Raw genomic sequence first — 22222 nt, 5'->3', positions numbered from 1 at the left:
GCTTGACTCCAAAACCCCTTGAATCTCCGCACGACTACGGAGTTTGGCGACGAAAACATCGTCGTTGCTGGACAAGTCAAAACTTTTCCACAAAATATTCACGTCGCGTCTAAATTGATTCGTGTGCGTTGCGTCGCGTCCGTATTTTCTCCTGACGGGCTGATTTATGACACATCGCCAAGAGGCTATTCGCGACGTGGCCATCGGCCGCGACATTGCGGCACGCTGGTGCGCTCTCGCCGAGCAGCGGCTGGTGCACCTCTCCGAGATGTTCGAGACCGGGCGCTGGCGCCGCTATCACTCCGAGATCGCATTTCTCGAAAACATCCAGGAAGCCAAGCTCGCCGTTCAGACCTGGCGCGCGCTTGCCACCGGCGCTGACGTCGCCACGGCAGCCGCCAGCGTGTCGCCCGCATTCGGCTGGTCGCCGGCGACAATGCCCCGCATGTTTCCGCGCGAGCAACAGGCGCAGACCGTGCAACCAAAGGCCGTGCACATCGCTCCGGAGACCGCCGTGCCGGTCAGGCTCGATCCCAAGCCCGGCGTTATCGCCAAAATCTCCGAAGCCCCGCCCGCGCCGGTCGCCGCGCCTGCCGCGATGGCGCCGCTCCAAGTGCCGGCTGCCATGGCGCCGCCCACCGCGCCCGTGGCAATGACGGGGCCCAAGGTGCCGGCCGCGACCGCAGCGCCCAAGGCGCTGGCTGCGATGGCGGCGCTTCTGCCGCAGTTCTCTCCGCCGGCAGCCGAAATTGTCGCAGCCCCCGAGCGCCTGGTTGAGTTCACCTTCAGCCTCGACGGCCTCGAAGCGAAGTACCCGCTGCTGCGGAACGCGTTCTAAGGGAATGCTTGGGACGGACGCCGCGCCTTCTTAAACCGTCATCCTGAGGTGCGAGCTAAGCGGCGCAACGGCGCCGATTAGCGAGCCTCGAACGATGAGCGGCCCGTGTGCCAGCCTCACCGAGACTTATTTCTTGACCTGGGCTCTCCCGCGCGACGTTTTGCAAGCTGACTCACCGAAGCCCAATCCGACTTGATGAGCGCTTCTTTCTTGGCGCGGCTCCATCCCTTGAGTTGCCGCTCAGCGGCAATGCCGTCCGTGATCCGATCAAAATACTCGGACCACACCAGGACGACGGGGCGCCTCGAGTAGGTGTACCCCTGATAGGCGCCGGCATTGTGCCCGTCGACGCGCCTCGACACGTCGTCGCCGGTGGCGCTGCGATTGTAGAACGAGCCATCCGCACATCGCAGCATGTAGACATAGATGCCCACAGCATCATCCTTCGAGGCTCCCCGCGCGGTGCTCCACACCGCACGGCTCGCACCTCAGGATGACGACGGTGCTCTGGTTGTCAAGTTGGAAATAACAACCTAAAGATGTATCCCGTCATCCTGAGGTGCGAGTTTCGCGGTGCAGAGCACCGCGGAGCGAGCCTCGAAGGATGAACGGCCCGACTTTCAACGGCACGCCTACCGCCGCACCGCATTCCCGCCGACGACCAATTGCGCAAACCGCTGGGCGCCGTCCGCCGACAGGTCGGACGTTACGGCGCGCGCGTGATCGAGCCCCACCACGGCGCCGCGCGGGGTTTCCGAGATCATGTTGTTGTTGACGAGCGCGGTGCCGGCGCCGGGCACGACGGACACCCCGACGCCTGCCAGTGCCTTGCGGATCACGTTGCCCGTGATGGCGACGTCGCGGAGATACTTGCCCCAGCCGGCGACGATGCCGTAGGACGGCGCGTTCTCGATCACGTTGCCGGTGACCGATGAATCCGCCTCGATGTAGATGCCGATGCCGGCATCGTCATCCGGCGCGGTGCCGATCGGCCGCTTCGGGATCAGATTGCGGATGATGTTGCCCTGGACCACGGCGATGCGGCCGCCTTCGTTGAAATTGCAGACGGAGACGCCGACGGCGGCGCCGTCCACAATGTTGTTGGCGATCACCGCGGCCTCGAACGCAAATTCCGAATAGAGCGCGACCTCGCGGACGTCGCTGACGCTGTTGCCGCTGATGTGGATGTTCGAGGCCGAGTTGCCGCGCACGGCGGAGTAATCGCAGTTCTTGATGCGATTGCCGCGCACGATGACGTTGCCGGCGCGGAACGCGTTGATGGCGTTGCCGTACTGGCCGGAGCCGCCGGGGCCGGCCTTGATGTCCTCGATGCGGTTATCGGTGACCAGTGTGCCGTCGTCGCCGATGGCCGTGCGCAGGATCTCGATGCCGTTGTCGTTGGTGCCGGTGATGGTGTTGCGGGAGACGCTGAGACCCCTGGCGTCGAACGACACCACCGCCGTCACCGCGATGTTGGTAAAGATGTTGCCGGAGATGTCGCCGGAGACCTGTTCGAGCCAGATGCCGCTGCCGCCGGAGCCGGTGATTTCGCAATCGGCGATGCGGACGTCGCGCCCGCCAAGCACGTGGATCAGCCCGCGCCGCGTCGGCAGCGGAATGCCGCCGCCATCGAAGGTGATACCGGTGAGGCCAATCGAATTGGAGCCGTCGCTCTGGATCGCCGAGGCCCCGCCGGTGAAGATGAGCTTGGTCGCGCCGCGCACGCCGATCAGTTGCGCGCCATTTGGCAAGCGTAGCAACCCGCTGCGATAGATGCCGGGTGGCAGCGCCAGCGGCATCTGCGCTCGCGCGGCCTCGTCGATCGCACGCTGGAGCGCGCGGGTCTGATCCTCGCTGCTGCCGGGTCGCACGCCATATTGCGTGGCATCGCGGCCGAGCAGCGACGTCAGCGGCGCCGCACGCGCGGCGTCGGCGGGTATCGCGAGCGCGCCGGCAATGCCTGCGGTCGAAGCTCCGATGAGATGGCGGCGATTGAGGTCCATGAAGCGTCCTCCGGCGGACGCGGGGGTCCGCAGCGGTTAGGTAGCGCAGGGCGGCTGGTCGCGTGAGGATTGTTCGCGGTAGGGTTAAATGTTTACGCAGTCTTGTTCCGCGCCTTCCGTGCCAACTGCACCATCTCCATCAGCATCGCTTCCCCAGCGTCCACCAGGTCCTCTAGCGTGATCCGCGGCGCGCCCTTGCGGCGCACGGCGCCGCTGCGCGCAAGCAGGGGAATATGGATGAACGCCGCAAGCCGCGGCCCGCCGGCACTGGCGTTTTCGATCGCGCGCCAGCTCAGATAATTGCAGAGATAGGCGCCGGCATCGCGCGAAGGGCGCGCGTCGATGCCGGTGAGGCGGGCGGCGCGCAGCAGCCTTGCGGTGTGCGGACCGAACGTCATCGCGTCCGCATTGCCGGCGATGCCGCGCTTACTCGAGCGGGTGTTGGCGGCATCGGGCCAGAGCATGGTGACGGCGTTGCGCGCGCGGCTCTCGATGCGCAGATAGGGCGTGCGTGCGGCGAGGCCGAACATCAGCAGCGCATCCGGCTTCTCTTTCGCGAGCACCTCCGGCAATTGCCGATCGACCGCGGCATAGGTGACCGGGAAGATGTGGCTGGAGATCGCGGCATCGTCGAGCGCGGGACGGCGCAATTGCGCCAGCCGGGCGACCAGCGGCTGGGTCGGATTGTAGGGCGCGCCGGGAAACGGGCCGAAGCCGGTGAGGAGAATGCGGAGCTTGTCGCTCATTGCAGCAACTCCAGGATCTTTTCGGCGGCGAGCGCCGGCGTGAGATGGCCATCGGCGACCTCGGTCTCGATCTTCCGGACCTTGGTCCGGACCGACGCCTCGCTGCGCAAGCGCGCCAGCATGCGCTGCTCCAGCATCGACCACATCCATTTCACCTGCTGCTCGCGCCGCCGCGCGGCGAAGTCGCCGGATGCGTTCATCGCCTTGCGGTGATCGAGGACCTTTTGCCAGATCTTCGCGATGCCGTCGCCGGTCAGCGCCGAATAGGTCTCGACCGGCGGATGCCAGTGCTCGGAGCGCGGCGTCAGGATATGCAGCGCGCCGCGATAATCGGCGGCGGTGATGTTGGCGCGCTTGAGATTGTCGCCGTCGGCCTTGTTGATCGCGATCATGTCGGCGAGCTCGACCAGGCCCTTCTTGATCCCCTGCAATTCGTCGCCGCCGCCCGGCAGCATCAGGGCCAGGAAGAAATCGGTCATGTCGCAGACCGCGGTTTCGGACTGGCCGATGCCGACAGTCTCGACCAGTACGACGTCGAATCCGGCCGCCTCGCATAGCAGCATCGCCTCGCGTGTCTTGGCCGCGACGCCGCCGAGCGTGCCCGAGGACGGCGAGGGTCGGATGAAGGCGTCGTCGGAAGCCGACAGCCGGGCCATCCGCGTCTTGTCGCCGAGGATCGAACCACCGCTGCGCGCCGAGGACGGATCGACCGCGAGCACCGCGACCTTGCGGCCTTGCTCGATGAGATGGGTGCCGAGCGCGTCGATGGTGGTGGATTTGCCGACGCCGGGCGAGCCGGTGATGCCGACGCGGACCGCCTTGCCGGTATCGGACAAGAGCATCTGTACCAGCTCGCGCGCCAGCGCCTGATGGTCGCTGCGCCGGCTCTCGACCAGCGTGATCGCCCGCGCCAATGCCGCGCGGCTGCCGGCGCGGAGGTCATGGGCGAGGGGTTTGATGTCCAGTGAAGGTTTTTTCTCAACCATGCCCTGCTTTACAACGCCCATGCGGGGCAGGCGAGGGCCGCCCGCCCGATATCACCGGGATGTCGCCGCCACCCCCGTCCGCACCGGCTTCACCTTCCGCCACGCCCAGAGCATCACCGGCCACAGCAGCGCCCCGATCGCCATGGCGGCGAGGATCGCGGCCACCGGGCGCTCGAAAAACGGCAAAATGCTGCCGTCCGACTTGATCAGCGAGGTGACAAAAGCCTGCTCGACCATGGTGCCCATGACGATGCCAAGCACCATCGCGGCCACGGGATAGCCGTTCGCCTCCATGACATAGCCGATGATGCCGAAGGCGGCGACGGTGACGACGCCGAACATGTTGTTGCCGATTGCGAAGGAGCCGACCGCGCAGCACAGCATGATGATCGGCATGATGGCGGAGCGCGGCGCCAGCAGGATGTAGGCGGCAACCCGGATCATGGCGATGCCGAGCGGGATCATCAAAATGTTCGCGATGATGAACATCAGATAGATCGCGTACATGCTCGACGCCTTCTCGGTGAACAGCGTCGGTCCGGGGTTGAGGCCCTTCATGTAGAGCACGCCGATCGCGATCGCGGCGATGGTGTCGCCGGGGATGCCGAACAGCAATGATGGCACCCAGCCCGAGGCGATGCTGGCATTGTTGCTGGCGCCGGCCTCGACCAGGCCCTCGACATGGCCGGTGCCGAATTTTTCCGGCTCCTTGGAGAAGCGCTTCGACATCGCGTAGGAGACCCAGGCGGCCATGTCGGCGCCGGCGCCGGGCAGCACGCCGATGATGATGCCGACGATGTTTCCGCGCGTCATCTGCCAATGGTATTTCTTGGTCAGTTTCCACTGACCGGCCATGATGCTTCCGAATTTGCGCCGCGGCAGCGGCGGAGGCTCGGGCGTCAGCATCGCGCGCATCACCTGGGCGACAGCGAACACGCCGACCAGCGCGGGGATCGGCTCGATGCCGCCGAACAGGTCGGTGAGGCCGAAAGTGAAGCGCGGCACGCCGCCGGGATTTTCGATGCCGACGCAGGAGACCAGCAGGCCGAGGAACATGCCGGCAATCGCCTTCACGGGCGAGGAGCGCGCCACCAGCGTCGCGCACATCAAGCCGAGCAGGGCCAGCCAGAAATACTCGAAGGTGGAGAACGACAGCGCGATCTCGGCCAGCGGCGGCGCCAGGATCATCAGCGACAGCACGCCGGCGATGCCGCCGACGGCCGAGAACCAGACGCCGGCCCCGAGCGCCAGCTCGGCCTGCCCCTTGCGGGTCATGGCGTAAGCCTCGTCCGCATAGGCGGCGGAGGCCGGCGTGCCGGGGATGCGCAGCAGCGCACCGGGGATGTCGCCGGAGAAGATCGCCATCGAGGATGCCGCCACGATGGTCGCAATCGCCGCGATCGGCGAGAGGTAGAAGGTGACGGGGACGAGCAGGGCGGTTGCCATCGTCGCCGACAGGCCCGGCAGCGAGCCGATCACGAGCCCGTACACGGAGGCTGCGAACATCGCGATGATGACCTCCCAGGTGGAGATCAGTGCGAACGCTTCAATCAATGTTTTCAGCATGGGATCACCAGGGCGTCGGCAACAGGCCGGCGGGCAGCGGCACGCGCAGCAGCTTGCCGAAGATGAGGTGGATGGCGAAGGGCGAGAGTGCGGCGAGCGGCAGTGCCAGCTTCCACTTCGCCCCCAACGCGGTCGAGGTGACGTAGACCATGATCGCCGCGGTGATGATGAAGCCGAGCCGGTCGGCTGAGACCACGTAGAACAGCAGTAGCGCCGGCGGCAGCAGCGCGCGCAGGGCATAGAGCTTTCCTTGCGGCGGCGGGGCAGCCGCTGTCTGGCCATCCTCGAGCGGGATCAGCTCTTCCGCCTCCTCGAAGGTGTGGCCGATCCCGAACACGATCGCGAGCCCGCACAGCGCAAGCCCGATGCCGATCACGAGCGGAAATACGTTGGGGCCGACCGGCTGCCCGGGCACCGGCGGCAGCAGCCAGCCGCCATAGGCGGCTGCTGTGCCGAGCACGACGAGAAACGATCCCGTGACGGAGTCGGGAAGGCGCATGGGAGAAGTCCTACAAGAGGTGTTCTCCCTCTCCCCGCGTGCGGGGAGAGGGTCGGGGTGAGGGGGGCCCTCCGCAGGGGAGGCGAAAGTTGGATTCGCGGAGAGTCCCCCTCACCCGGAATTCAAGCTGCGCTTGAATTCCGACCTCTCCCCGCAAGCGGGGCGAGGCGAATTGAGCGTGCGGACCAGCCACTTCAACCAACTATCGTCTCGCGTGAGAGCCGCAGGAGATCATGCCTTGCTCAGACCCGCCGCCTTCATCGCTTCGCCCATCTGGGCGTCGCCCTTGTCCATGAAGCTTGCGAACTCGCCGGCATCGCCCCACACCGTGCCGAAGCCGCGATTGCTCATGAAGTCCTTGAACTCGGCGGAGTCGTAGACCTTCTTCAGCGCCGCGGTGAGCTTCGTTGCGATCTCTGGTGGCAGATTCTTCGGCGCGCCGATGCCGCGCCAGGCGCCGGTCGCGTAGTCGATGCCCATCGCCTCCTTTAGCGTCGGCACGTCCTTGAAGATCGGATTGCGCGCTGGCGCCATGATGGCAAGGCTCCTGGCCTTGCCAGCCTCGATGATGGCGCGGGCTTCCGGCACCGAGCAGGTGGTGAGGTCGAGGCCGCCGGCGGCGAGGTCCTGCATCGCGGGTGCGGCGCCGTTCGACGGCACCCAGGCGACCTGGTTGGCCGGCAGGCCCATCGCCTGCATCCAGCCGACCAGCGCGAGATGCCAGATGCCGCCCTGGCCGGTGCCGGAGGCCTTGAACTTGCCGGGAGGGGCCGCCTTGATGGCTTCGGCGAGCTCCTTCACCGTCTTGTAAGGCGAGGAGGAGGAGACCTGGATGCCCGGAGGGTCTTCGTTCATCAGCGCCAGCGGGGTGTAGCTCTTGGGCGCCAGCTCGGTCAGCCCCTGCCAGTGCATCATCGAGATTTCGACCGTGAGCATGCCGATGGTATAGCCATCGGGCTGCGCGGTCGCGATCGCGCTATGGCCGACGACGCCGGAGCCGCCGGTGCGATTGACCACGTTGAAGGGCTGACCGAGATCCTTCTCCAGCAGCGCTGCAACAATGCGCGCGGTCGCGTCGGTGCCGCCGCCCGCGCCCCAGGGCACGATCACGGTGACGGGCCGCGCCGGATAGGCTTGCGCACGTGCGGGCGTGAGGCCGAATGCGGCGGATGCCGCGACTGCGGCAGATGAAGCCGCAAAGGTGCGGCGCGTAATCTTGGACATCAATGCCTCCCACCGGCGCCCATGATTTCGGGCGCTCTTTTGTCAATGGCGACATTCTAGTCGGCTTTGCAGCGCGGCTGCAAGATAGCGCTACCAGCGCTCTGTGAGCAACTTGTCGCTGCTCAACACGATCACTGCGGCTCGTCCGCGTCGCTCTTCGGCCGCGCGCCGCTGAAGATGCGCGTGCCCTCCGCGGTGAGATAGGGCTTCAGCGTTTCCCACGGCACGAATGCGCGATATTCGCCCTCGGCGTAGGGGCCGACTGCGTAGGGCGGGTAGTGGAAGGTGAGGCCGGAACTCTTGCCCGCGTCGGTTGACGGCGCGAGCATCACCGCGCCGATCTTGAGCAGGCTCGGTGCGAGCTCCTTAAACCACTCGTCGGTCGCGGTCTCGCCGGCGCCGCGCTTCTTCTTCTCGATTTTCAGTGAGGCGATCACCGCCTTCACCATCGCCTTCATGGCCGGGCCGTTGTCGGCGGTCTCGCTGAAGAACGGGCGGATGGAGATGCGCTTGCCTTCGGCCTTGTCCCACAGGACCGTGTTCACGTCGGAGTTGGGATGGGCGCCGTGGGTGTCCATGTAATCGTTGCGGAGAATGCTGACATAGCGGTCGGCGACCACGGAGCGGATCGCGTATTTGCGCTCAAAGTCCCAGCCGCCTTCCTTGAAGAACTGCGGATCCTCTTTGCGCGAGGCGGCGGCTTCAGCCGCGTTCTTGTCGAGCCATTTCTTGCCTTCGGCCAGGCAATCCGCCGCCAGCGCTGCATCGACCTTGACCTTGTCGTCGAGGAAGACGCGAGCCTCGATGCTCTTGGTCTTGATGATCGCGTCGGGCTTGGGGTCCGCGGCATGGGCGGTAGCCAACAACGCACTGCAAGCCGCGACCACAGCAAGCGCGCGCATGAACGCTGGCGCGGAAAATATCACGCACTGTCCTTTCGAAGATCGATGACGACCTACTCCGCCGCCTCGCTATGCCCGAGCCGGGCGTTCAGCTTGCGGATCAGCTCTTCGGCCGCGTCCGCGATCACGGTGCCCGGTGGGAAGATCGCTTCGGCGCCGGCCGCGTAGAGCGCGTCGTAATCCTGTGGCGGCACCACGCCGCCGACGATGATCATGATGTCGTCGCGGCCCTGCTTCTTCAGCGCGGCCTTGAGCTCAGGCACGGCGGTGAGATGGGCGGCGGCGAGCGAGGAGACGCCGAGGATGTGGACGTCGTTCTCGACAGCTTGGCGCGCGGCTTCGTCGGCGGTCGCGAACAGCGGCCCGATATCGACGTCGAAGCCGATATCGGCGAAGGCCGACGCGATCACCTTCTGGCCGCGGTCGTGACCATCCTGGCCGATTTTTGCGACCAGGATGCGCGGGCGGCGGCCTTCCGCTTCCTCAAAGGCGTCGATCAGCGCCTGGACCTTCTCGACCCGGTTACCCATGCTGGACGCCTCCCGCTTGTAGACGCCGGTGATGGATTTGATCTCGGCGCGGTGCCGGCCGAACACCTTCTCCATCGCGTCCGAGATCTCGCCGACGGTTGCCTTCGCGCGCGCAGCGTCGATGGCGAGCGCCAACAGATTGCCGTTGCCTTCGCCGGCCGAGCGCGTCAGCGCGGCGAGCGTGGCCTCGACCTCCTTCTGGTCGCGTTCGGACTTCAGCCGCGCCAGCTTGTCGATCTGGAGCCGGCGGACATTGGTATTGTCGACCTTGAGGATATCAATCGGAGCTTCGTCGGTCGGCTTGTATTTGTTGACGCCGATCACCGCCTGCTTGCCGGCATCGATGCGGGCCTGGGTCTTGGCCGAGGCTTCCTCGATGCGCAGCTTCGGCACGCCGGCCTCGATCGCCTTGGCCATGCCGCCGAGCTCCTCGACCTCCTGGATGTGGCTCCAGGCCTTGGCGGCGAGGTCGCGCGTGAGACGCTCGACATAATACGAACCGCCCCAGGGGTCGATGATGCGGGTGGTGCCGCTCTCCTGCTGCAGGAAGAGCTGGGTGTTGCGGGCGATACGCGCGGAGAAATCGGTCGGCAGCGCCAGCGCCTCGTCGAGCGCATTGGTGTGCAGCGACTGGGTGTGACCCTGGGTCGCCGCCATCGCTTCCACCGTCGTGCGCATCACGTTGTTGAAGACGTCCTGCGCGGTCAGCGACCAGCCGGATGTCTGGCAATGCGTGCGCAGTGACAGTGAGCGCGGATCCTTCGGATTGAAGGGCTTGAGCAGCTTCGCCCAGAGCAGCCGCGCGGCGCGCATCTTGGCGACTTCCATGAAGAAGTTCATCCCGGTCGCCCAGAAGAACGACAGCCGCGGCGCGAAGCGGTCCACATCGAGGCCGGCTGCAAGGCCGGCGCGAAGATATTCGACGCCGTCGGCCAGCGTATAGGCGAGCTCGAGGTCCTGCGTCGCCCCGGCCTCCTGCATGTGATAGCCGGAGATCGAGATCGAATTGTATTTCGGCATTTTTTGCGAGGTATACGCAAAAATGTCCGAGATGATCCGCATCGAGGGCGCGGGCGGATAGATATAGGTATTGCGCACCATGAACTCTTTCAGAATGTCGTTCTGAATGGTCCCTGAGAGCTTTTCTGGCGCCACGCCCTGTTCTCCCGCAGCCGCAACATAGAGCGCCAGGATCGGCAGCACCGCGCCGTTCATGGTCATGGACACGCTCATCTGGTCGAGCGGAATGCCCGCAAACAGCGTGCGCATGTCGTAGATGGAATCGATGGCAACGCCGGCCATGCCGACGTCGCCGCCGACGCGCGGATGATCGCTGTCATAGCCGCGATGGGTGGCGAGGTCGAAGGCGACCGAAAGGCCCTTCTGTCCGGCCGCGAGATTGCGGCGGTAGAACGCGTTGGAATCCTCCGCCGTGGAGAAGCCGGCATATTGCCTGACGGTCCAGGGCTGGTTGACATACATGGTCGGGTAGGGGCCGCGCAGAAAAGGCGCGATGCCCGGATAGGTCTCGAGGAAGTCGAGCCCGGCGAGGTCTGCCTCGCCATAAGCGGGCTTCACCAGAATGCCCTCGGGCGTCAGCCACGGCTCGGCGTTGCCGGTCGGGGCGCCGGTGGCCGCTCGCTCGAAGGCCACGTCGGCGAAATTGGGAACGCGGCTCATGGTTTCAACCATATCAGAGGGCTCAATCATGGTCCGGATGCTGATGGCTGACGATGGTCGCCATCTTCTCCGGTCCGTAATTCTGCTGCGTGGTCTGGCTCGGCAAATTGGAGATGCCGACCACCCAGCCGAGGCGGGACTCGGTGCCGAACTGCCGCGTCGGCACTACGTGGTCAGGACGGTCGAAGGCGCCGGTCATGATCTCGATCCGGTCGCCGTCGATGCGGCTAAAGCTCAGCGGAGTGCCGCAGGCGGCGCAATAGCCACGTTCGGCGATGGAGGAGGAGCGGAAGAACGACGGCTTCCCCTTGGTCCAGGCGAAGTCCGTCCTGTTGATGTCGGCAAAGGACGCGAACGGCGCGCCGCTGGCTTTCTGGCACATCCGGCAGTGGCAGATCGAAACCCTGTTCGGCGCCGTCGTGACTCCAAAGCGCACTGCACCGCATTGGCAGCCGCCGGTGAAAACTGGTTTGCTGGCTTCGGTCATACCTGCTCCATCCGTCGATAGGCGTCTTGCAATGTCGCAAGCGCGTCGTCGCCGGCGAAGACAAAACCGGTGACGCCGGCTGCGCGTAGCGCCGCCTCGGCATCGGTCGGGCGGCCTGCCAGATAGATAAGTCGCGCCCCGGCGGTTTGCAGGGCCTGCGCCGCGGCTTCGGCGTGTTCCGCATAGACCTTGTCGCTGGAACAAAGACAGGCAAGCTCGGCGCCGGTGGCCTTGAAGGCGGCAGCTAACTGGGCCGGATCGGCGAAGCCCTCGCTGTCGACGGCCTGGATGCCGCCGGTCTCGAACAGGCTTTTGGCAAAGCTCGCGCGCGCCGTGAAATCGGCGGGCGTGCCGAGATTGGCCAAAAATACTTTTGGACGCGCACCGCGTGTCTTCAACGCCGCATCCGATTTGTCGCGCAGCGCCTCGAACGGTTCCGCCAGCCGTATCGGCGGCAGCGCGTCGAACTTGTATTTTTGCTCGCCATAAGGCGCCAGCACGATCGGCGGCGCCTTCAGCACCGCAGTCTCGTTCTCGTGCAGGTTCGGAAACTCGCTGGCGCCGGTCAGCACGTCGCGGCGTTTTGCGATGTTGGCGTCGCGGGCTTTTCGCGCGGCCGCGACCTTGCTCTGGAATACGCCCTGCTGAAGCGCAGCGAAGGCGCCGCCGGTTTTCTCGCTCTCCTGGAAGAGCGCCCAGGCTGCGTCGCAGAGCTGGCCTGTCAGCGTCTCGATGCCGCCTGCGCCTGCCGCGGGATCGCTGACCTTGGCGAGGTTGCTTTCCTCCAGCAGCACGGCTTGCGTGTTGCGCGCGACGCGCCGCGCGAACGAATCGGGCAGGCCGAGCGCCAGCGTGTGCGGCAGCACGGTGATCGCGTTGGCGCCCGCAAGTCCGGCCGCAAACGTCGCCATGGTCGCGCGCAGCATGTTCACATAGGGATCGCGCTGCGTCAGCATGCGCCAGGCGGTATCGGCGGCGATGAACAGCGGTTTTGGCGCGAGCCCGCACGCCGTCTCGATCCGTGCCCACAGCAGCCGCAAGGCGCGGAATTTTGCCATGGTGAGAAATTGATCTGCATCCGCAGCAAGCCGCGCATAGACCATGCCCTGCGCCTGCTCCAGCGGAACGCCGGCGCCCTCGATCGCGCGGAAATAAGCGACGCCGCAGGCGAGCACGAAGGCGAGCTCCTGCACCTCCGAGCCGCCGGCATCGTGGATCACGCGTCCGTCGGCCGATGCGAAAGGACCCTTGAAGCCGAGTGCGGCGAGGCCCTTGATGCCGCCGGTGACGGCCGGAACGATCTCGTCCCAGGTATAGGGACTGTGGCCCCACACCGCGGCGGCCGCGAGCGGGTCGAGCCCGAAGCGGATGTCGCAAGCCGCGGGATCGATGCCCTTGCTCTTCACATATTCCGCGACGTGGATCGCCGCCATCCGCGATTGCGGACCGATCTCGAGTTCCAGCCCGATGCCGGCATCGAGATGGATATCCTTCAAAATCTTTGCGATTGCGTCCGCGGTCGGTTCCAGCCCGAAACCGTGAGCGGCATTGCCGCCGGCGAACACCAGCGCCAGACCCGTCGCGCCATTTTCGAGATCGGTCAGTGCCTGCGCATTCGCCGCACTTGCATCGGGATGGTCGATCCGCTGCATGATCTGCCAGGGCGCCGCCGCCGGCCGCCCGACCACGGGCGCAACGCCCTTGGCGCGCGGATAGAGCGGATCGATCTTGATGCCGTCATAGGTCTTGCCGACCAGCTTCTCGAACGGCGCGCCCTTCAGCACGCCATCGACCAGCTTGCGCCAGTCTTCGACGGTCGCCTTGGGAAAATCCGCCGCCAGCGGCAGGTCGTCAGTCGCGGAGGTCATGCGGCGAGGGGCTCCCGAAAATCTTGTTGTTCGCGGGCGAAATTGCCACGGCCGGCCGTCCCTGCAAACGGTTGTTTTTGGTTAACCGGTATCCGGAAGCCGCTCAATGCCTTGTGTCGAGACGCTGGCGAGACCGTCACGGACGCGAATGCCTGCGATCACGCGGTCGGGCGCGATCTCGGCCAGCGGCACCAGCACAAAGGCGCGCTCGAACAGGCGCGGATGCGGCAGGGTCAGGTCGGGCTTCTGCATCGACACATCGTCATAGGCGATCATGTCGAGATCGAGCGTGCGCGGGCCCCAGCGCCGCTCTTTATCGCGGGTGCGGCCGAATTTCTGCTCGACCTTCTGCATCACGAACAGCAGCGCATGCGGATCGAGATCGGTCTCGATCTCGACGCAGGCGTTGATGAAGGGAGCCTGGTCCTCGTCGCCCCAGGGCGGGGTCGTGTAGTCGGCGGAGCGGGCGATCAACGCAGCCTGCGCCATGCCGCAGATATGGGCGATCGCCTTCTGGAACGTCGCACGGACATCGCCGACATTGCCGCCGAGCGCAATCAGGACGCTCGCCATGTCAGGGGTGCCGCGAGCGCGTCAGCATGATGCCGACGTCGTCGAAGATCGCGGCGATCGGCGCATGCGGCTTGTGCACGGTGATCTTCACGGCGCGGATGCGCGGGAAGTGCGACAGGATCGCATCGGCGACCGCGCCGGCCGCGCGCTCCAGCAGCTTGTAATTGGTGTTCTTGAAGGCCGCGGTGGTGGTCGCGACGACGTCGGCGTAAGACACCGTATCGGCGAGGCGGTCGGTGCGCGAAGGCTCCGACAGATCGGTATAGAGCTCGAGGTCGATGACGAAGCGCTGGCCGACCTCGGTCTCGTGCTCCATCACCCCGTGGCGGGCATGGATCGACAGGCCGCTTACGAAGATCGTATCGGTCATGGCTTGCTCTCGATTGCGTGCGCCACTCGCAGGGCCTGCAAGGTTTCGGCGACGTCATGGGCCCGGATGATTTTCGCGCCGCGCTGCGCGGCGATCAGATGCGCGGCGATCGATCCGGCGAGCCGCTCTGTCGGCTCCGACGGTGACACCGAGGCGATGAAGCGTTTTCGCGAGGCGCCGACAAGGATCGGCAGGCCGAACATGTCGAATTCACGCAGCCGCGCCAGCGCAATCATGCTCTGCTCGGCGGTCTTGCCGAAGCCGATGCCGGGATCGAGCACGATCTTGTCGCGGGCGATGCCGGCTTTGGCGGCGATGTCGAGTGAGCGCAGGAAGAACGCTTTCATATCCACGACGATGTCGATGGCGGGATCGACGCTGTCGCGGTTGTGCATGACGATGACGGGGACGCCCCTCGCGGCGACCAGCGGCGCCATGGCGGAATCGCGTTGCAGACCCCAGACGTCGTTGGCGATCGCCGCGCCGTGGTCGAGCGCGAAGGCCACCACCTCCGCCTTCATGCTGTCGATCGACACGGGCACGCCGAGCGCCACGATATCCGATAGCACCGGCCTCAGCCGTGCCAGTTCGTCTTCCGCCGTGACCGGCCGGGCGCCCGTGTAGGGCCGGGTGGACTCGGCACCGATATCGATGATGTCGACCCCGGCCTCGATCATCGCCCGTGCCCGCGCGAGTGCCTGCTCGGGCGCGATGAATTCGCCGCCGTCGGAGAAGGAATCCGGGGTGACGTTGAGCACGCCCATCACCGCCGGGATCGGCCGCTCCAGCAGCGTCCGCAGCACGTCAAGCCCGACTGAACCGGCCGCCGGGACGGATGGGGAGGGCGAGGCATTCATGCGCGTGGCTTTGCGCGGTCGGGGAGGGGGAGTCAAGACGGGAAGGGGTGGGTTGTCAGCGTTTAGGGACGGCGTCGCGCACCCTCGCTGTCATTGCCCGCGAGAGCGGGCAATCCAGTATTCCAGAGACGGTGCCGCGATACGGAGGAGCCGCGGAGTACTGGATACCCCGCTTTCGCGGGGTATGACGGCGGAGTTGGGGGATGCATTGTTGCCCATCGGGCAAAACGATGCCGAGAGAGTAGCGCGGCAACCCGTATGCGGAGAGCGGCAGCCCTAGTACGAAATCTTCGGCGGCAGCTTCTTCGCCTTGGCGATGATGTCGCCGACCGATTTCTCCGAGGGCAGGATGCGGAGGAGCTTTTTCTTCTCGTTGGCATCCCGCATGCTTTGGGCGAGCCTTGCCGGATTTCGGTAGGCGAGCTCGCGCACGGTAGTGACGCCGGCGGCGCGGACCAGGCCGACCTTGGCCCGGCCCATGCCGGGGATGCGCATGTAGTCGGAGACGTTGGCCCATTCCAGCAGCAACTGCTCGCTGATGCCGGTCTTGGCGGAGAGCGCCTTGCGGCCCTTCACGGTCGAGGCCGCCTCGAGCAGCGCGTCGGTGGTGCGGATACCCTGCGCCTTCAACTTGTTGGCGGCAAAGGCCGACAGGCCTTCAATCTCGGAGATCGGATATGTCATGATACTCGATGTGAAATGCGCAGGCGTCAGGCGAACTGGCTGAGGCCCGGGGTCCCCGCGATGATCTTGCCCATCTGATCCGCTCCGATTTTGTCTCGACCGAAGCGAAAAAGTTCACGGGCGATGTTCTGAATCTCGGACATGCCAAGTCCCAGGCCCATCAGGCGCGTGCCGACTGCCATCAGGCCGCCGCCCATCAGCCGCGACAATCCCCCGCCGTTGCCGGACGCCTCGATTGCCGCTTCTGCACCTGGAATTTGGTCGATCAGGACCTGCACGCTGTCGGTAGGACCCTCGTTGCGGAGGAAGCCCAGGATAATGCCGACGGTCTTTTCAGCGACAGCACCATCTATGCTGGCGTTTGTCGCCAGCCGCCCGATCAGTTCGTCCATATGGCCTGCCCCTCAGCCGGTTCACATGCCGGAGTATCGTTTTCAAAATGATCTTGAGCCGGTGTGATGTGAAATACAAGCGATGAACGCCACCAACGTTCCGATTCAGTCTCGAACGCGCGAGAAGTGTTGCAGTGATGCAAGAGCGGAGATGAAATCGGCAAAAAAATGCCGCGGTGCGAATGCGTCGTTCCTACTTTCGGCTGATGTCGCCCCGAATGTTTCCGACGATGTCGCATGCCCGGAGCGCGCTGAATGGTTTCAATCAGCGCGCGATATGCGTTAAACTACGGAACTAGTGGTTCAAGTTTCGATATGCGAAACAGGGCAGAGAGATCAGAGAATAATGACCGCACAGGACAGCAAGCTCGGTGATACCGACGACAAGATCTTCGTCGGTAAAGGAAGCGAGCAGGCATGGCTGACACTGGCGTTCGCCAATCGCCACGGCCTCGTCACGGGTGCAACCGGAACCGGTAAGACGGTGTCGCTGCAAGTCATGGCGGAAGGATTTGCGCGCGCCGGTGTTCCGGTCTTCGCGGCCGACATCAAAGGCGACCTCTCCGGCATCTCCGAGGTCGGCGTGCCCGCGGATTTCATCGTCAAGCGCGCTACCGAGATGGGACTGACGTTCGAGCCCGACCAGTTCTCGACGGTGTTCTGGGACGTGTTCGGCGAGCAGGGCCACCCGGTGCGGGCGACCGTCACGGAAATGGGCCCGCTGCTGCTCGCACGCATGCTCGACCTGAACGACGTGCAGGAGGGCGTGCTCAACGTCGCCTTTCGCGTCGCCGACGACAACGGGCTGACGCTGATCGACATGAAGGATCTGCGCGCGCTGCTCGATGCCATCGTGCCCGATACCGGCAAGAAGGGGGCGGATGCCGAGGAGAGTCCGCTTGCCGAGATCAAGAAGGCGGCGCAGGGTTTTGGCAACGTCACCAAGGCCACGGTCGGCACCATCCAGCGCCAGCTCCTGGTGCTGGAGAACCAGGGCGCAACCAAATTCTTCGGCGAGCCGGCGCTGACGCTGAAAGACTTCATGAAGACCGACCGCGACGGCCGCGGCATGGTCAACATCCTCGTCGCCGACAAGCTGCTGCAGAGCCCACGGCTTTACGCGACATTCCTGCTGTGGATGCTGTCGGAGCTGTTCGAGGAGCTGCCCGAGGCCGGTGACCTGCCCAAGCCGAAGCTGGTCTTCTTCTTCGACGAGGCGCATCTGTTGTTCAACGACGCGCCCAAGTCGCTGATGGACAAGATCGAGCAGGTGGTGCGCCTGATCCGCTCCAAAGGCGTCGGCGTTTATTTCGTGACGCAAAACCCGGTCGACGTGCCCGACCGCGTGCTCGGACAATTGGGCAACCGGGTGCAGCACGCGCTGCGCGCCTTCACCCCGCGCGACCAGAAGGCGGTCGCCGCCGCGGCCCAGACCTTCCGGCCCAACCCGAAGCTCGACACAGCCAAGGTGATCATGGAGCTCGGCAAGGGCGAGGCGCTGGTGTCCTTTCTCGAAGGCAACGGCACGCCGGCGATGGTCGAGCGGGTGATGATCCGGCCGCCATCGGCCCGGATCGGGCCGATCACGCCGGAAGAGCGCAAGGCGATCATGGATGCAAGCCCGGTGAAGGGCAAATACGACACCGCCGTCGATGCAGAGTCCGCCTACGAGATGATCCAGAAGCGCATTGCCGGCACGGCTGCGACTGCCGATCCCGGCGCGGCTGGCGGAAATGGGGGCGGCGGCATCCTCGGGCAGATCGGCTCGATCGTCGGCACCATCTTCGGCACCAACGTCAAGCGCGGCCGCCTCTCGACGGGCCAGGTTATCGCGCGCGACATGACCCGATCGGTCACCAATCAGGTGATCGGGGGGATGGCCGCCAATATCGGCAAGTCGGTCGCCGGCCAGCTTGGTGGCTCGATTGGCCGCACGCTGGTCCGCGGCGCGCTCGGCGGCTTGCTGCGCAGGTAGGCAGAAAGCCTCGTTTGAGGCAATTCATCCGCAAACCCGCCGCTTGTGCGCGGCGGGTACAAATTCGGGTGATCAGGACTCTCCAAGCGTCCGTCGGTCTGCTAGGTGCTATGGCCCCTGACTGGACCCCACCGTGACCTCACCTGAATCTTTCGTCCGACCCGGCGCATTCCGAAACCTGTCGCTGCGTGCGCCGCTCGACCTGCTCTTCCTGCTCTGTTGCTTCATCCTGGCCGCCGATGTCCTTGGTCCCGAGATCTTCGGGCACGGCAAAACGAAGGACTACGGCCTGTGGTACTGGGCCGGGCAGCAGGTCCTGAAAGGTGGGCCGCTCTATCCCGGCGACATCCATGAGTACTTCGAGTTCATCTACCCACCGCTGCCGGCGATCCTGCTGGCGATCCCGAGCTGGTTTGGCAAGATCGCGCTCTACACCGTGCTGTCGATCCTGAATATTGTGGCGTGGTGGTACACCGGGATGCTCTCCAATGCCATGACCGGTTCGGGCCGCACGCCTGGCCCGTGGCTGGAGGCGCTGCCCGCTGTCGTCACCGTGACCTTCGTGTTCGACATGTTCGATCTTGGCCAGCCCAACCTCGTCCTGCTGGCGATGATGCTCTACGGCTTCTGGAGCTTGCAGCATCAGCGCTCCTGGCTCGCAGGCTTCATGTTTGCGCTCGCCACCGCCATCAAGGTGTTTCCCATTGCGGTGCTGCCCTATCTGGTCTGGCGACGAAAGTGGGGAGCTGCCGTCGCGACGGTCGCCTTCACCGGCATGCTTCTCTATATCGTGCCGGCCCCCATTCGCGGCTTCGAGCGCAACGCCGCCGAGGTCAGGACCTGGTATCAGGGCATGGTCGGGTCGAGTTCGGAAAAAGGATTTGGCCAGCGCGACGAGCAGAACTGGTCGTGGGTGAACCAGTCACTCATTGCTGTCACGCACCGGCTGGTCCGGCCGATCAACTACAATCAGGAGGATCCCAACAAGCCGCCGCGCACGATGAATGTCATCGACGTCGATTACAGGATGGCGAACTGGATCGTGCTGGCGCTGTCGGCGTTGCTCGGGCTAGGCTTCGTCGCGGTCATGCCCCGGCAAGCGCGGCGTACGGCGCGCTCGGACGCCGAGGAGCTCGGCATCCTGTTCTGCCTGATGACGGTAGCATCGCCCCTGGCGCGGCAATACTATTTCATGTGGCTGTTCTTCCCGATGACGGTGCTGATGCATCGTGCCGCCTTCGACGAGCGCGCGAACGTGCGCCTGGGAACCTGGCTCGCCCTTGGCGCCGCCGGCATCCTCATGCTCCTGGCGCTGCCGTGGTTTCCCAATGTCTTGCAGGCCTGGGGCAATAACCTCGTCGCGACGGCGATTCTCGCAGCTAGTCTCGCATGGCACATCCGGCATCCGCCGGTTGCGGCTGGTCCCGACGCCGCGGCAGCGCTAAAAGCCAATCCTTCTTGAGAAGACACCTTAAGGCCCGACGTCTCGGGACTCGAACGCAGGGAATACGACCATGGCCAATGCGCAGCTTCAATCCGTGCTCGACCACATCGACAAGGAGTTCGACAACAGCCTGGAGCGTCTGTTCTCGCTGTTGCGGATCAAGTCGATCTCCGCCGATCCGGCCTTCGCGGCCGATTGCAAGGCGGCGGCGGAGCATCTTGCCAGGGACATCGCGAGCCTCGGCGTTGCGACTGAAGTGAGGCCGACCGCCGGCCATCCCGCGGTCGTCGGCAAGAGCGTCGCGGGCGGCCGGCCGCACGTGCTGTTCTACGGCCACTATGACGTGCAGCCGGTCGATCCGCTCGAGCTCTGGCACCGTCCGCCATTCGAACCTGTTGTCACCGACCATGCCGACGGCCGCAAGATCATCGTGGCCCGCGGCGCCGAGGACGACAAGGGCCAGGTCATGACCTTCGTCGAGGCCTGCCGCGCCTGGAAGAAGGTGACGGGATCGCTGCCGATCGACGTCACGTTCCTGATCGAAGGCGAGGAAGAAGTCGGCTCGAAGAACTTCGTGCCCTTCATCGAAGCCAACAAGGACGAGTTTAAGGCTGACTACGTGCTGGTCTGCGACACCGGCATGTGGGACCGCAACACGCCGGCGATCACGACCTCGTTGCGCGGTCTACTCTATGAGGAGCTCAAGATCACCGCCGCCAATCGCGACCTGCATTCCGGCGTGTTCGGCGGCAGCGCGATGAACCCGATCCGGGTGCTGACCAAAATTCTCGGCGGGCTGTTCGACGATGACAACCGTATCACCATTCCTGGCTTCTATGACGGGGTGAAGGATACGCCGCCGGACATTCTCGCGCAGTGGAAGAAGCTCGATTTCACGCCGGACACGTTCCTCAAGCCGGTTGGACTATCGATACCGGCCGGCGAGAAGGGCAGGCTCCTGGTCGAGCAGGCTTCCACGCGTCCGACCTGTGACGTCAACGGCATCTGGGGCGGTTATATCGGTGAGGGCTCCAAGACGGTGATCCCGTCGCACGCATCGGCCAAGGTCTCGTTCCGATTGGTCGAAGGCCAGGATCCCGCGAAGATCCGCAAGGCTTTCCGTGAGTACGTGACGGCGCGCATTCCGGGGGACTGCAAGGTCGAGTTCGGCGACCACTCTGCCGGGCCTGCAATTGCGCTCGACTGGAACATGAAGCCGCTCGCCGCGGCCAAGACCGCGCTGACCGAGGAATGGGGCAAGGAGACCGTGCTGATGGGATCGGGCGCCTCGATCCCGATTGTCGCGGACTTCAAGCGCACGCTGGGGCTCGACTCGCTGCTCGTCGGTTTCGGCCTCGACGACGACAACATCCACTCGCCGAACGAGAAGTACGACCTCCGCAGCTTCCAGAAAGGCATCCGCTCCTGGGCCCGCATCCTCGCGGCGCTGGCGGAGGTGAAGTAGGGCGCGCTCTTTCCTCGTCATTGCGAGCGTAGCGAAGCAATCCAGAAATCTCTCCGCGGAGACAGCCTGGATTGCTTCGTCGCTTCGCTCCTCGCAATGACGGGGCCAAATAAAAACGCCGCCCGGAATTGGGCGGCGTTTGATTCTAAAACGTGTAGAGGGTGTTGAGACCTACCCTACACCAAATCCCGAAAATCTCAAGACCGGTAGCCCGGGAGCTCTCGGTCCAGCTTGCGCAGCAGCGGCGGCCACACGAGGTTGGTGGCGCGCAATTCGGCGCGGTCGCGGTTGGCGAGCAGCTCGGTGTTCTTGTCGATCGCGACATCGTCGACCGGGTAGACCGGCGTGCCCAGCGCGCGCGTACGCACCTGCATCGAGCAGGCGCGCTCGAGGTGATACATGCGTTCGAAGGCCGAGGCGACCGAGCGGCCGACCGTCATCGTGCCGTGGTTGCGCAGCAGCATGTGGTTGTGGTCGCCGAGGTCTTTCTGTAGCCGCGGCCGCTCGTCGTGGTCGAGCGCGATGCCTTCGTAATCGTGATAGGCGAGGTCGTGGGTGACGAGCTGGGCGGTCTGGTTCAGCGGCAGCAGGCCTTCGGCGCTGCTCGAGACCGCGGTGCCGTCGAGGGTGTGGAGATGCAGCACGCAGATAGCGTCCTCGCGCACCTCGTGGATCGCCGAATGGATGGTGAAGCCGGCGGGATTGATGCTGTACTCGCTCTCGGAGAGCTGGTTGCCGTGCGGATCGACCTTGACCAGGCTCGACGCCGTGATCTCGTCGAACATCAGCCCGTAGGGGTTGATGAGGAAATGATGATCGGGGCCGGGCACGCGCGCGGAGATGTGAGTGTCGACCAAATCGTCCCAGCCGTAGAGCGAGACGAGGCGATAGCAGGCGGCGAGATTGACCCGTTGCTGCCACTCGGCCTCCGTCATGTTCGACGGCACTTCTTTCAGGCGCGCTTCCGCTGGCGACATGGCTGATCTCTCCGAACATCGTTGTTGCGGGGAGGGAGCGTAGTCCTGCCGCGAGCTGCCAGCAAGGCACACAAAGCGCGGCAGTCCAGCGTAGCCCGCATGAGCGAAGCGACATGCGGGGCTCTCTGATAGGCTCCGGATGTCGCTACGGTCTTC

General features: G+C 65.0%; 21 protein-coding genes. 4 read left to right on the top strand and 17 right to left on the bottom strand.

Annotation, left to right across the window (positions count from 1 at the left end):
• Nucleotides 1-196: 196 nt before the first annotated feature.
• Nucleotides 197-838, top strand: a complete 642-nt coding sequence (locus C7G41_RS10505; protein ID WP_199198338.1) for a TIGR03809 family protein — start codon at nt 197-199, stop codon at nt 836-838.
• 116 nt (nt 839-954) lie between these two features.
• Here C7G41_RS10505 and C7G41_RS10500 read toward each other — a convergent pair whose 3' ends face one another.
• From C7G41_RS10500 to C7G41_RS10425, 16 genes are all read right to left on the bottom strand, one after another.
• Nucleotides 955-1272: a GIY-YIG nuclease family protein gene (locus C7G41_RS10500; RefSeq protein WP_106942916.1), complete on the bottom strand. Its 318-nt coding sequence runs from the start codon at nt 1270-1272 to the stop codon at nt 955-957.
• Nucleotides 1273-1470: 198 nt separating this feature from the next.
• Entirely contained in the window at nt 1471-2841 is a 1371-nt protein-coding gene (locus tag C7G41_RS10495) for a TIGR03808 family TAT-translocated repetitive protein (RefSeq protein WP_106942492.1), read from the bottom strand.
• Between the two features lie 92 nt (nt 2842-2933).
• Complete coding sequence (locus C7G41_RS10490) at nt 2934-3587, bottom strand: pyroglutamyl-peptidase I (protein ID WP_106942491.1); 654 nt, start codon at nt 3585-3587, stop codon at nt 2934-2936.
• Nucleotides 3584-4573, bottom strand: coding sequence for a methylmalonyl Co-A mutase-associated GTPase MeaB (meaB, locus tag C7G41_RS10485; protein ID WP_106942490.1), 990 nt, complete (start codon nt 4571-4573; stop codon nt 3584-3586). Before meaB ends, C7G41_RS10490 begins: the two co-directional genes overlap by 4 nt.
• 51 nt (nt 4574-4624) lie before the next feature.
• The gene (locus C7G41_RS10480; RefSeq protein ID WP_106942489.1) at nt 4625-6139 is read right to left on the bottom strand and encodes a tripartite tricarboxylate transporter permease; all 1515 of its coding nucleotides are present in this window, start codon (nt 6137-6139) and stop codon (nt 4625-4627) included.
• Between the two features lie 4 nt (nt 6140-6143).
• Nucleotides 6144-6638 carry a tripartite tricarboxylate transporter TctB family protein gene (locus C7G41_RS10475; protein WP_106942488.1) on the bottom strand — a complete coding sequence of 165 codons (495 nt, stop codon included), beginning with the start codon at nt 6636-6638 and terminating at the stop codon, nt 6144-6146.
• Between the two features lie 231 nt (nt 6639-6869).
• Complete coding sequence (locus C7G41_RS10470) at nt 6870-7862, bottom strand: tripartite tricarboxylate transporter substrate binding protein (RefSeq protein ID WP_106942487.1); 993 nt, start codon at nt 7860-7862, stop codon at nt 6870-6872.
• Between the two features lie 131 nt (nt 7863-7993).
• Nucleotides 7994-8764 (bottom strand): RsiV family protein, encoded by a 771-nt coding sequence (locus C7G41_RS10465; protein ID WP_106942486.1) that lies wholly within the window; start codon nt 8762-8764, stop codon nt 7994-7996.
• Nucleotides 8765-8817: 53 nt separating this feature from the next.
• Nucleotides 8818-10974 (bottom strand): methylmalonyl-CoA mutase, encoded by a 2157-nt coding sequence (gene scpA / locus C7G41_RS10460; RefSeq protein WP_106942915.1) that lies wholly within the window; start codon nt 10972-10974, stop codon nt 8818-8820.
• Nucleotides 10975-10996: 22 nt separating this feature from the next.
• Nucleotides 10997-11461, bottom strand: coding sequence for a GFA family protein (locus C7G41_RS10455; protein ID WP_106942485.1), 465 nt, complete (start codon nt 11459-11461; stop codon nt 10997-10999).
• Complete coding sequence (locus C7G41_RS10450) at nt 11458-13329, bottom strand: methylmalonyl-CoA mutase family protein (RefSeq protein WP_106942484.1); 1872 nt, start codon at nt 13327-13329, stop codon at nt 11458-11460. Before C7G41_RS10450 ends, C7G41_RS10455 begins: the two co-directional genes overlap by 4 nt.
• Nucleotides 13330-13410: 81 nt before the next feature.
• The gene (folK, locus tag C7G41_RS10445; protein ID WP_106942483.1) at nt 13411-13902 is read right to left on the bottom strand and encodes a 2-amino-4-hydroxy-6-hydroxymethyldihydropteridine diphosphokinase; all 492 of its coding nucleotides are present in this window, start codon (nt 13900-13902) and stop codon (nt 13411-13413) included.
• Nucleotide 13903: 1 nt separating this feature from the next.
• Nucleotides 13904-14272 carry a dihydroneopterin aldolase gene (gene folB / locus C7G41_RS10440; protein ID WP_106942482.1) on the bottom strand — a complete coding sequence of 123 codons (369 nt, stop codon included), beginning with the start codon at nt 14270-14272 and terminating at the stop codon, nt 13904-13906.
• A complete protein-coding gene (folP, locus tag C7G41_RS10435; protein WP_106942481.1) occupies nt 14269-15129 on the bottom strand; it encodes a dihydropteroate synthase in 861 nt (286 codons plus the stop codon). The genes folB and folP overlap by 4 nt, the downstream gene beginning before the upstream one ends.
• A gap of 276 nt (nt 15130-15405) precedes the next feature.
• The gene (locus C7G41_RS10430; protein ID WP_007608193.1) at nt 15406-15813 is read right to left on the bottom strand and encodes a DUF4332 domain-containing protein; all 408 of its coding nucleotides are present in this window, start codon (nt 15811-15813) and stop codon (nt 15406-15408) included.
• A gap of 26 nt (nt 15814-15839) precedes the next feature.
• On the bottom strand, nt 15840-16205 hold the full coding sequence (locus tag C7G41_RS10425) for a hypothetical protein (RefSeq protein WP_106942480.1): 366 nt from the start codon (nt 16203-16205) through the stop codon (nt 15840-15842).
• Between the two features lie 346 nt (nt 16206-16551).
• Here C7G41_RS10425 and C7G41_RS10420 point away from each other — a divergent pair, with 346 nt between their 5' ends.
• From C7G41_RS10420 to C7G41_RS10410, 3 genes are all read left to right on the top strand, one after another.
• The gene (locus tag C7G41_RS10420; protein WP_106942479.1) at nt 16552-18180 is read left to right on the top strand and encodes a helicase HerA-like domain-containing protein; all 1629 of its coding nucleotides are present in this window, start codon (nt 16552-16554) and stop codon (nt 18178-18180) included.
• A 133-nt stretch (nt 18181-18313) separates the two neighbouring features.
• Complete coding sequence (locus C7G41_RS10415; RefSeq protein ID WP_199198293.1) at nt 18314-19642, top strand: glycosyltransferase family 87 protein; 1329 nt, start codon at nt 18314-18316, stop codon at nt 19640-19642.
• Between the two features lie 52 nt (nt 19643-19694).
• A complete protein-coding gene (locus C7G41_RS10410; protein ID WP_106942477.1) occupies nt 19695-21089 on the top strand; it encodes a M20/M25/M40 family metallo-hydrolase in 1395 nt (464 codons plus the stop codon).
• Between the two features lie 197 nt (nt 21090-21286).
• On the opposite strand, the gene C7G41_RS10405 is transcribed toward C7G41_RS10410, so the two are convergent.
• The gene (locus C7G41_RS10405) at nt 21287-22066 is read right to left on the bottom strand and encodes a class II aldolase/adducin family protein (RefSeq protein WP_106942476.1); all 780 of its coding nucleotides are present in this window, start codon (nt 22064-22066) and stop codon (nt 21287-21289) included.
• Nucleotides 22067-22222: the final 156 nt, after the last annotated feature.

The sequence above is a fragment of the Bradyrhizobium sp. MOS002 genome (assembly GCF_003020115.1).
Taxonomy (GTDB): domain Bacteria; phylum Pseudomonadota; class Alphaproteobacteria; order Rhizobiales; family Xanthobacteraceae; genus Bradyrhizobium.
The sequence above is the reverse complement of the archived record's forward strand: the minus strand, read 5'-3'. Positions and strand labels throughout refer to the sequence as shown.

Coding starts and splice junctions, on each gene's coding strand:
- C7G41_RS10495 (WP_106942492.1), bottom strand. CDS start 2,841: ATGGACCTCAATCGCCGCCATCTCATCGGAGCTTCGACCGCAGGCATT.
- C7G41_RS10490 (WP_106942491.1), bottom strand. CDS start 3,587: ATGAGCGACAAGCTCCGCATTCTCCTCACCGGCTTCGGCCCGTTTCCC.
- meaB (WP_106942490.1), bottom strand. CDS start 4,573: ATGGTTGAGAAAAAACCTTCACTGGACATCAAACCCCTCGCCCATGAC.
- C7G41_RS10480 (WP_106942489.1), bottom strand. CDS start 6,139: ATGCTGAAAACATTGATTGAAGCGTTCGCACTGATCTCCACCTGGGAG.
- C7G41_RS10475 (WP_106942488.1), bottom strand. CDS start 6,638: ATGCGCCTTCCCGACTCCGTCACGGGATCGTTTCTCGTCGTGCTCGGC.
- C7G41_RS10470 (WP_106942487.1), bottom strand. CDS start 7,862: ATGTCCAAGATTACGCGCCGCACCTTTGCGGCTTCATCTGCCGCAGTC.
- C7G41_RS10465 (WP_106942486.1), bottom strand. CDS start 8,764: ATGCGCGCGCTTGCTGTGGTCGCGGCTTGCAGTGCGTTGTTGGCTACC.
- scpA (WP_106942915.1), bottom strand. CDS start 10,974: ATGAGCCGCGTTCCCAATTTCGCCGACGTGGCCTTCGAGCGAGCGGCC.
- C7G41_RS10455 (WP_106942485.1), bottom strand. CDS start 11,461: ATGACCGAAGCCAGCAAACCAGTTTTCACCGGCGGCTGCCAATGCGGT.
- C7G41_RS10450 (WP_106942484.1), bottom strand. CDS start 13,329: ATGACCTCCGCGACTGACGACCTGCCGCTGGCGGCGGATTTTCCCAAG.
- folK (WP_106942483.1), bottom strand. CDS start 13,902: ATGGCGAGCGTCCTGATTGCGCTCGGCGGCAATGTCGGCGATGTCCGT.
- folB (WP_106942482.1), bottom strand. CDS start 14,272: ATGACCGATACGATCTTCGTAAGCGGCCTGTCGATCCATGCCCGCCAC.
- folP (WP_106942481.1), bottom strand. CDS start 15,129: ATGAATGCCTCGCCCTCCCCATCCGTCCCGGCGGCCGGTTCAGTCGGG.
- C7G41_RS10430 (WP_007608193.1), bottom strand. CDS start 15,813: ATGACATATCCGATCTCCGAGATTGAAGGCCTGTCGGCCTTTGCCGCC.
- C7G41_RS10425 (WP_106942480.1), bottom strand. CDS start 16,205: ATGGACGAACTGATCGGGCGGCTGGCGACAAACGCCAGCATAGATGGT.
- C7G41_RS10420 (WP_106942479.1), top strand. CDS start 16,552: ATGACCGCACAGGACAGCAAGCTCGGTGATACCGACGACAAGATCTTC.
- C7G41_RS10410 (WP_106942477.1), top strand. CDS start 19,695: ATGGCCAATGCGCAGCTTCAATCCGTGCTCGACCACATCGACAAGGAG.
- C7G41_RS10405 (WP_106942476.1), bottom strand. CDS start 22,066: ATGTCGCCAGCGGAAGCGCGCCTGAAAGAAGTGCCGTCGAACATGACG.